This is a genomic window from Streptosporangium heterodermiicola, from assembly GCF_051390675.1.
Classification (GTDB): Bacteria; Actinomycetota; Actinomycetes; order Streptosporangiales; family Streptosporangiaceae; genus Streptosporangium.
Genome location: NZ_JBPJSR010000046.1, coordinates 20,682 through 29,766, shown reverse-complemented (window position 1 = coordinate 29,766; position 9,085 = coordinate 20,682). Strand labels below are relative to the sequence as shown.

General features: G+C 67.6%; 9 protein-coding genes. 6 read left to right on the top strand and 3 right to left on the bottom strand.

Features of this window, described 5'->3' with window-relative positions:
- The coding region (locus ACSC1Q_RS42030; protein ID WP_436764340.1) for a hypothetical protein at positions 1–379 on the bottom strand (379 nt) is incomplete at its 3' end.
- Between the two features lie 357 nt (positions 380–736).
- Between ACSC1Q_RS42030 and mobF the strand changes: the two genes are divergently transcribed.
- The 6 genes from mobF (at position 737) to ACSC1Q_RS42000 (ending at position 7,511) form a co-directional block, all read left to right on the top strand.
- Positions 737–4,687, top strand: coding sequence for a MobF family relaxase (gene mobF / locus ACSC1Q_RS42025; protein WP_436764339.1), 3,951 nt, complete (start codon positions 737–739; stop codon positions 4,685–4,687).
- A 527-nt stretch (positions 4,688–5,214) separates the two neighbouring features.
- Entirely contained in the window at positions 5,215–5,433 is a 219-nt protein-coding gene (locus tag ACSC1Q_RS42020; protein ID WP_436764338.1) for a hypothetical protein, read from the top strand.
- On the top strand, positions 5,433–6,203 hold the full coding sequence (locus ACSC1Q_RS42015) for a helix-turn-helix domain-containing protein (protein ID WP_436764337.1): 771 nt from the start codon (positions 5,433–5,435) through the stop codon (positions 6,201–6,203). The genes ACSC1Q_RS42020 and ACSC1Q_RS42015 overlap by 1 nt, the downstream gene beginning before the upstream one ends.
- A gap of 361 nt (positions 6,204–6,564) precedes the next feature.
- On the top strand, positions 6,565–6,708 hold the full coding sequence (locus ACSC1Q_RS42010) for a hypothetical protein (RefSeq protein ID WP_436764336.1): 144 nt from the start codon (positions 6,565–6,567) through the stop codon (positions 6,706–6,708).
- Positions 6,705–7,025: a hypothetical protein gene (locus ACSC1Q_RS42005; RefSeq protein WP_436764335.1), complete on the top strand. Its 321-nt coding sequence runs from the start codon at positions 6,705–6,707 to the stop codon at positions 7,023–7,025. The genes ACSC1Q_RS42010 and ACSC1Q_RS42005 overlap by 4 nt, the downstream gene beginning before the upstream one ends.
- A 312-nt stretch (positions 7,026–7,337) precedes the next feature.
- On the top strand, positions 7,338–7,511 hold the full coding sequence (locus ACSC1Q_RS42000; protein ID WP_436764334.1) for a hypothetical protein: 174 nt from the start codon (positions 7,338–7,340) through the stop codon (positions 7,509–7,511).
- Between the two features lie 136 nt (positions 7,512–7,647).
- Here the strand turns inward: ACSC1Q_RS42000 and ACSC1Q_RS41995 are convergent, their stop codons facing one another.
- Both ACSC1Q_RS41995 and ACSC1Q_RS41990 read right to left on the bottom strand, forming a co-directional pair.
- On the bottom strand, positions 7,648–7,887 hold the full coding sequence (locus tag ACSC1Q_RS41995; protein WP_436764333.1) for a hypothetical protein: 240 nt from the start codon (positions 7,885–7,887) through the stop codon (positions 7,648–7,650).
- A gap of 129 nt (positions 7,888–8,016) precedes the next feature.
- The gene (locus ACSC1Q_RS41990) at positions 8,017–8,949 is read right to left on the bottom strand and encodes an AbiTii domain-containing protein (RefSeq protein WP_436764332.1); all 933 of its coding nucleotides are present in this window, start codon (positions 8,947–8,949) and stop codon (positions 8,017–8,019) included.
- Positions 8,950–9,085: the final 136 nt, after the last annotated feature.

Genomic DNA, 9,085 nt, shown 5'->3' with positions numbered 1-9,085 from the left:
CGGCGGCCTGGCGGATCGTCAGCCCCCCTGAGAGCAGCGTCTGGGCGACCTCGACGACGCGGGCGCGTTCGCGGCGCCGGTCTTCTTCGGTGGGCAGGTCCATCCGGGCGGCGTGCTCGGCCGCCCCGGCCTCCAGCATCTGTCCGGCGCGCACCAGGCAGGCGACGCTGCAGTACAAACCGAGGCGGATGTGGCGGCCCTTGCCGCCGGGCGCGCGCTCCAGCAGATACCAGCCCGCCGGCACCCACACCCCGCGTTCGGCGCGCTGGCAGATCCGGCAGAAGAACGACCGCTCATTCTCCTGGTGGCCACCGCGGGTGGCGGCCAGGCCGCCGCGGCGACGCGAGGCCGGAACCAGATGCTGCTCGTCGCTACTCACGGCCCCCCACCCTGCCAGAGCGACCCCACCGCCGAGGGCTGCAGAGCCGGCGAGCGACACAGCGGAGGGGCCCTTCCGACACCGAACATGACACAAGCCATGACAACAACCAACGATCAAGAGCACAAAAACAGCACTCAACGATCAATCAGACAGCATCACAGCAGCACAACCCATAGACACCATATGAACCATTTGTCAGACTCATCATCACAAAATACAAAGATCACAAAAAAGGATCTTGGACCTAAGGTATCTGGCGATACGAACGGCCTGCGGCCGCAGGAGCTGGCGCTGAGCTGGGCGGACGTGAAGGGGGTGGTTTTGGTGGCGCGGGTGAGCACGCTGGGGCCGTCCATGGCGCAGGTCGACTACCGCCTCCAGGAAGGCGCCGGCTGTCAGAGTCACCACCTGGTGCGCGGTCAGGAGGATGGGCAGATCTCCTACCGGCTGGCCGGGGATCGCCCGTTGATGTGGATCGGCGACGGGTTGCGTGAGGTCGGCATCACCCCCGGCAGCACCCTGAGCGCCGACCAGCACGATGCGGCCCACGCTCTCATGGACGGCCGCCACCCGCACACCGGCCAAATCCTGATGAAGGCGAAACGGGCTGTCGACCCGCGCGCGATGCTGCCCGGCGGCCCGCTGCTGGGCGCGCTGGAGAAGGCCGCGGCCGAGCGCGGCGTCGCCGACGTCGCCGCCCTGGTGGCCGGTAACAAGGAGATGGCCAAGCGCGCGGTGCGGCTGGCGCGGGGTGTGCGGCGCAAGGGCGAGGCGTACGTGATCCCCTACGACGACGCGCGCCGCCTGGCCAAGGCCGCCGGGCTGGACCTGGCGGCGGTCTACGACGCCGACCAGCTGGCCTTCGCGCGGCGCTGGCGTGAGGCGCGGGTGCGCGTCGGCAACCGCGGATATGACCTCACCCTGGACCTCACCAAGAGCATCAGCGTGCTGCGCGGCCTAGGCGCCCCGGCTGTCTCCGCGGTCGTCGACGAGGAGTTCACCGCCTCGGTCATCGAGACCGTGGATGCGGTGCAGGAATGGGTCGCCTACGGCCAGCGCGGCCACCAGGGCGACGGTCGGCTCGCCCGTCGCGCGTCGAGCGGCGGTCTGTTGGGGTGGGTGATGTGGCACCAGACCGCCCGCCCCGTCGGCGACGCCATGCCCGATCCGCACCTGCACGCCCATGTCCAGATCGCCAACATGGTGCGCGGAGTCGACGGCAAATGGTCGGCCGTGGCGGCCGGGGGTAAGGACCTGCACCGTCACGCCCACGCCGCTGATGCCTTCCTCAAGGCCCGCCTCCGGCGCCGGTTGACCGAGAACCTCGGGCTGCGCTGGGAGCGCGACGCGCACACCGGCGCGTGGGAAATCGTCGGCATCGACGAGGAGATGCGCACCCGTTTTTCCAAACGCGACGGCCAGATCAAGGAACTGCTCGCCGAGCACGGCCTGGCCTATGAGGAGGCGCACCCGCACGCGCGCAGGGTAGCCAGCGCCACCAGCCGCCAGGCCAAGCACCGGCTGCCGGACGGGGACCGGCGCGCTGACTGGCACGCCCAGTGCGCCGCTGACGGTATCGACGCCACCAGCACGCTGGCCCAGTGCATCCACCCCGGCGAAGGCCTCCCGCCGCGGCCCAGCGCGCAGCAGATCGCGGAGTGGATCTGGCGCCCCGGCGCCGGGCTGACCGCGCACACCAAGACCGTCAGCCACGCCGATGTCCTGGCCGCCGTCGCCGACGCCTGCCCCGATGGCGTCACCGATCTGGCCGACCTGCAGGCGCTCACCGACGCGGTGCTGACCCACCAGCCCGCCGTGCGCCTGGCTGAGGCCGGGGCGCGGCACCTGGTGAACGCCGCCCGCTACACCAGCATCGACATCCTCGAAGCTGAGCAGCAGGTCCTGCACATCACCCGCCAGCGCTACGGCCAAGGCATCGCCGTCGTCGACGGCCCGGCGATCGCCCTGTCGCTGGAGACCTTCCAGGCCGCCCACGGCGTCGTATTCTCCGCCACCCAGCACGCCGCGCTGCACCGGCTGCTGGCCGATGGCCACGGCGTCGAGGCGCTGATCGGCGTTCCCGGCGCGGGCAAGACGATGCTGATGGCGGCCGCCCGGGTGGCGTGGGAGAGCCGCGGCCTGGTGGTGGCCGGCGCCGCGACCGCCGCGGTGGCGGCCGCGAACCTGACCGCCGAATCCGGCATCGTCGCGCACACCGTCGCCACCTGGCTGCACCGCATCACCACCCCCGGCGGCCGCGGCTTGGACGGCGTCGACGTCTTGGTCCTCGATGAGGCCGCGATGGTCGACGACCGCGACCTGGCCGTCCTGCTCGCCGAGGCCCACCGCACCGGCACGAAGGTGGTGGTGATCGGCGACCCGTTGCAGCTGCGTGCGGTTGGCGTGGGCGGAACCTTCGCCGCGGCCCACCGCCAGATCGACGGCCTGGTGCTCGACGAGAACCGGCGCCAGCGTGACCCGATCGAGCGCCAAGCCCTGGCCCAATGGCGCGACGGCGACCGCGCCGAGGCGCTGCGTACGTGGAGTCGCGGCGGCCGCGTGCATGCCGGACGCGACGCCACCGACACCCTGAGCGCGCTGCTGGCCGACTGGGCCGCCGTGCGTACCGGCTACCGCGACGACGTGCACGACGAGCTCGCCGCCGTCCTGGTGCTCGCTGGCACCAACGCCGAAGCCGACCGCCTCAACGCGGCCGCGCGGGCGATCCGCCGCGAGGCCGGGGAGCTGTCGGGGCCAGATGTCCGGTACCGGCTTCCCGGCGGGCGCACCGTAGAGCTGGCGGTCGGTGACCATGTGCGGGTGCGGGCCAACGACTACCGCTCCCGCAGGAGCAAGGGGCGACGTGCGGACGTCCTGAACGGATATCGCGGCGTGGTGGTGGCCATCCACCGCGACCGGTCGGTGGACGTGCAGTGGCGACGGCTCGGCGCCGACGGCCCGGCCCTAGTCGTCGAGCAGGTGACGCCCGCCTACATCGCCGCCGGCGGCCTGAGCCATGGCACCGCGATGACGGTCGCGGCCGCCCAGGGCCTGACCAGCCACCACACCCTCATCTACGGCATGGGATTGGACCCGCACACCTTGTATGCGGCGATGAGCCGTGACCGCATCAGCGCGCACCTGTACCTGCCGCGCACCGTCCTGGAGTCCGACGCTGATCGCGCCCGCCACGGCGAGCCGCGCAACCCGGCCGAGGAGCTGCACCGCGCCCTGGATGCCTACGCCGCCACCCTGCAGGGCGACCGCGCCGACCACCTCCTCACCCCCGAGCCCGAGCCGATCGCCGCGGTGCGGACCCGCGAACTGGCCACCATCGAAGCCGAGGCCGCCCAGTTCGTGGCGCGGGCCCGCGTGGCGCTGCAGGAGGTCACCCGCCCCGATCGCCCGCACGGCCTGCTCAGCGATGCGGCCCTGCACGCTCGCATCACCGCGACCGCCGCCGAAGCAACGACTCTGGCCGGGCAGGTCGCCCAGCAACGGCGCCACGAGCGCGAGGAGGCCGACCAGGTCGCCGCCATCGGCGCCCAGGTGAAGACCGAGCTCACCGGCGAGCGCGACCGGCTGGCCCGCGCCCTGGACCAAGCGCACACCGCCGGCGGCCAGCGCTACGACGCCCAGGAGGCCTATCAGCGCGCCCAGCAGCGCGTTGCCCAGCTGCAGGCGGCGCTGGCCGAGAAGAACAGCGGGCTGCGCGCCTTGTTGCCCAGCAGCCAGCGCACCCGGCTGCAGGAGAAGCTGCAGGACGCCTCCGAGGCGATGACCCGGGCCGCCCGCCGGGCTGAGGCCGCTGCCCGCGCCGAGCAGGCCGCGCTGCACGCCGCCCGCCATGCCTCCCCCTCGTGTTCGAGCGTGACCGACCTGCAGGCGCGCCACCGCCTCCTGGGCGACCGGGCGTCCTTCGCCAGGGTGCTGAAGGAGACGATCGCTGAGCGGGTGGAGCAGGTGATGCCGGGCCTGGCCGGCCGCAAGCGCGCCGCGGCCGCCCGGCTCAGCTTCCGCACCATCGCCGACTCCCCCGCCGGCCAGTACGAGCGCGCCACCGGCCAGCTGGCTTCCTTGGTCGCCGAGCGCGACCACCGCCACGGGCTCGACCAGGAGGTGCGGCGCGACCAAGACCGCGCCCGCCGCACCCCGGCCGCAGCCCAGCAAGTCCGCACCCGAAGCGAACAGGCCCGTGCAGGCACTGAAGCGCAGCAGCGCCAGGCTGCTGCCCGCTCTGCCCGCCGGACGCCCACCTACCGCCCACCGACCACCAAGGGCCCCCGTCCGGGGTTGGGTCTGTGACCCACGAGGGCGCGGTTCCTGGACGTTTCCGGGCCCCCTGTGGGCGCGGATCAGGGGTGTGGGCTCACCGCTGATTGCGGAAGTGTGAAGCGGGGGTTCGCCACTGCAATGGCGAACCCCCGTAGTCCTTTGACACCCTGCCTGGTCAGAACAAGAGCGACATCAAAGGGTCCCGCTGAAGCGGGACAGAGCAGACAACACCGAGCTCAGCTGCGATGTTCCTGTTATGACGTCATTGTGCTGGCCCCGGGCAGTGCCTCAGGGGGAGCCGAGCACCTTTGAACGCTGCCGAACGCCACCGAACACCTTCGACGGCCGGCGGGCAGCGGTGGGCAGATCTGAAGCAGCAAAAGCGTCGTTAGTGGAAAATGAGAGTTTTTGTTCTATTTGTCTGATTACCGGGAAGGGCGGATTTGCCTCGGGCTGTGCGGCATCATGACTTGCACGCAAGGCCGAATGAGGGCTGCAACCCCAGGCCGCGCTTCCCCCTGTATCCCTGCCTGGTCAGGCATGAGAGCTCATGAAAGGTGGTGCTGCGCGTGTACGCGCCGCCCTGCATCCGCACCCCCCACACCGCAGACGTCCCGGTGTGGCGACTGGTCTTCATCATCGTCTTGCTGATCTTCGTGATCGCGGCCCACCTCTTCGGCATGGCCATCGAGGTGACCCTGCTGGTGATCACCACCATGACCGGCGTGGTACTCCAGCTCACCAAGCCCGCCGCGAATCCACCAAAGGCCCTGTGATGGATCCGAATCCCTCGACGGGCCTGCCGAAGCTCACTCCCGAGCACACCTTCGCCATGGAACGAACCGTGCTGAGCAACCTGCTTCAGCGAGCAATGTGGGGCAGCGGCCTGACCCCGAGCCAGATAGCCATCCAAGCGCGGATACCGACGAGCACGCTGTCGGCCGTGATGAACGGGAACAAGATCCCCCGCAAGGAGACGCTGGAGAGCATCGTGGAAGCGTGCGAAGCCGTTCCCACGCTGCGATTCGACATCCGATACTCCTGGGAACGGCTCAGGGATCTTCAACTGCGCTCAGAACAGCCCTGTGAGACCGAAAGCTCTGAGACAGAGAATCCTGACCCTCCCACCTCTCGCGCCGGCGCGGTCCACGAGGGGACCACGTTCCAGGAGAAGGACTCCCTGCACCGGTTGCGTGAAGACGCGTTCGGATACGGACTGAAGCCCGACCCGCTGACGGCCACCACCAAGGAGGAACTCCTCGAACTGATGAGGGACTTTCAGATCTGGGCCGGCGAGCCGTCCTACCGGGAGATCGCCATCAACGCGGGCAGGACCGTAGGAGCCAGCACCCTGTGCGAGGCGCTCGACGTCAACAAGCCCGCCCGCCTGCCCTCGCTCAAAGTCGTCACCGCCTTCATCCACGGCTGCGGAGGCAGCGAAAAGGACCTGACCCATTGGACGACGTCTTGGCGCCGAATCCGCATGGGCAGGACCCAAAGCAACATCACCCGCCTTCCAGGCGCTGCTCGTCGGCACGCAGGTTAGAACCGGTCAGGGGGCGGCTACCCACCTCTCGGCCTTCACGATCCACTCAATGTGGGTGGGGGCCATGGGGGCCGCCTCCGAGGGCAGGAATGTGGTCGTCGCGGCCCGGAGTATGGCGGTCGGCTCCGCGGCCCTCAAGGCCCCGGGTCCTCGCTGCGCTCGCCCCGTGGCCTTGACCGCCGCAATCACCGACCGCCTTATGGGCCACCACGACGACCACCCGGCCCGAAACGAGGAAATGAATCTACGATGTAAAGGGGCTGGGTGGTGCAGTACCTCGCGCTTCGTGGTGGGGAGGAAAGCGGGCAGGGTGGTCCGGCAAGGGCCTGACGAGGGCCTCGGGGCGGCGTAGCGTCGGATTATGGCCGAAGAGGAGCACAAGGACCCGCCGATCTGCGGTACCTGCTTGGGTGCGGGCGGCGAATGGATCGACCGCAACGGCAACAGCACCAAGCAGAGCGTCTGGGTGGCGTGCACCTCGTGCGCGGGGACGGGGCGGCAGTGAGCGACCCGATCACCTGCCCCGAATGCGACGGCGAAGGCGGCCAGCGGCTAGGCCGCCTGCGGATCGCGTGCCGATTCTGCCACGGCCGGGGCTGGGTCGGCGCCGAGCACGAACCCGCCGAACCTCCCCCGCCGCCCGCCGAACGGCCACCGGCCTGGGAGCACCGCATCTGGTCCGACTCCGCCACCGCCGCGTTCCCGGGGTGCCGCTACTGCCTGGGCACGGAGACGGTGGCCCACGTGGACGCGAGTACTCGCACGCTGGTGATGACGCCCTGCGGGTGCCGTACGGCCGGGAGCTCTCCGGCCAGCGCGTGAGCTGGGCCGACTGCCCAGCTGCTCCAAGACGCGGTGACCGCCGCGTACTACCGGCAAGAAATCAATGATTTTTTTCGGCCTCCAATCGCACTAGCAGGCCGAGATCAAGTAATTGAATAACCCAAGGTAGAGCGTTTCTGTAGGCCCTCGTTTTCACAGTCATTTAGCGTCCTGACCTGGGCATTTAATGATCAATTGGTTCTCAGGAAAGTCTTGCGTGCCCTAGGCTCCTGTACATGATCCGCGCATTCGGCGGATTCCGCCGGACGGTTCGATAGGCATCCGGCGCCACGCCAGAAGAAAGGGCAAGAGGTGAACGAAAAATCCTCCGATGAAAGGCCGCGGCGCGACGACGCGGAGGCAGACAAGGAGGCCGCGCGGTACTGGAGGACGCGCAGATACTACGTCTACCTGAAGGGGGTGGCGTTGGTCATGTGTGTGGTGCTCAGCCCGGGTGACGTCCCCCCGGTCGACCCCTTCATGTAGGGCGTGGAGGGGCCTCCTGCCGGTCGCGGCTTCCCAACCAGCGGGCAGGAGACCCCTCCACGAGGGTATTCGCCCGGTGCGTGGAGACACGCACGCCGGGTGCGGCGGGCGGGCCGGGGAAACCCACCGGGAGTAATCACGGCAGGGCGCCCCGGTCCGACCCAACACGGCACCCCAACCCGGTGGCGATCGCCAGCGCCCGCCTGCGGATCGCGTCCAGTGCTGCCGCCAGGTCCTTGCCAGCCAGGCCGCGCACCCCGTCGAAGTGCTCCAGCACCCACGCCGCCCCTGGACCGAGCACCCACGTCAGCCCCGCGACCAGGACCACGCTCAGCACCGCGAGCACGAACCAGGGAAAACCTGGCCACTTCCTCATGTCTTCAGGCTGATCGGTCCGCGCGCCCTTCACACCGTGATGGCCGTCGGCGATGGCCAATCGTGACCGGCCACCGAAGGCGAGTAGCTGACCTGCACCGCGTCAGCAAGATAGGCAATCAGTTGATAACTAATCAGTCACCGCTTTTGACAGTGAAATGATTTCACCTAGGAGAACATAGGACGATAGGAACAAATACATGGCCTCGGGGGCTGCGACATCGTTATGGACTCCAGTCGACACACGGGCGTATATGTCGCTAACAGCACGTTTAAGTCGATCGCCCTGGCTCTTGCTGCTTACGTGGTCGTCGATATGTGCCTTGAGTCGGTTGAGGCGCTGCTGATCACCAAGTTTGATGGTGTTACCTTGGCCGTCCGTGCGTGTAGACAGCGTCGCCGGGAAGAGGGCGTCAGCAACCGCGTCGATTAGGCGTCGGACACTGTTCATCGCACCGGAAATCGATTCGGGGTCACCGGCAGAAATGTTAGTATACGCTGATTCAAGCTTACGTAGAGCCTCTCCAGGAATTCCAGCAAGAATAGCGTCAATATCGGCTTTCGCCGCATCAAACATTTCGCCCTGGTGAGCCGAGAAGCGCAACAAGTAGAAGTGCTTTGAAGTGAAATTGTGGAGCACATTTGTGACGGTAGTGAGAACGCGTTGATACTGTACAACGACGTTGCGGATGCTGCTTATGTGGGCGCGAGTTTCGCGGAGGGCAATTGAAGCATATTCTCCGGAAACGTCTGGCAGGCGAAGATTCTTTAGTTCTTCTTCAAGCGTGCCGACGAAAACCGAAAGGCTGGCTGCGCCGGAGTACAACGCCCCCTCCTTTTCGGTGCCGCGCATAGTCATTCGCCAGTATTTTCCGTTGAAGTCTTTGGCGTAGTAGCTGCCGAGTTCCCTGCTAATCCATTCGGAGAATTCATCGTCCTCGGTCAGGCGTGAGAGTCGAGCGCCTTTTAAGAGTAATTTATCCAAAGGTAAGCGATCCAGCTCGATATCAGCTAGCAGTTCATTGGCTAATTCCAGGGCATGCGAGCGCTCTTCGGGTGTCATCTAACCTCCTTTGAGGATGTGGGCTGAGGAGTCTACGCGCCGGAAGCTCAGTACTGCAACAGTTTTTATATTGCAGGGAAGACCTCTATTGGTTACGCCCGTGTCAGGGTGTTCTTGGACAGGCTACTCGGCTGGC

Bases quoted from the DNA above. Each gene is read 5' to 3' on its own strand.
- mobF (WP_436764339.1), top strand. From the start codon at position 737: ATGGCGCAGGTCGACTACCGCCTCCAGGAAGGCGCCGGCTGTCAGAGT.
- ACSC1Q_RS42015 (WP_436764337.1), top strand. From the start codon at position 5,433: ATGGATCCGAATCCCTCGACGGGCCTGCCGAAGCTCACTCCCGAGCAC.
- ACSC1Q_RS42010 (WP_436764336.1), top strand. From the start codon at position 6,565: ATGGCCGAAGAGGAGCACAAGGACCCGCCGATCTGCGGTACCTGCTTG.
- ACSC1Q_RS41995 (WP_436764333.1), bottom strand. From the start codon at position 7,887: ATGAGGAAGTGGCCAGGTTTTCCCTGGTTCGTGCTCGCGGTGCTGAGC.
- ACSC1Q_RS41990 (WP_436764332.1), bottom strand. From the start codon at position 8,949: ATGACACCCGAAGAGCGCTCGCATGCCCTGGAATTAGCCAATGAACTG.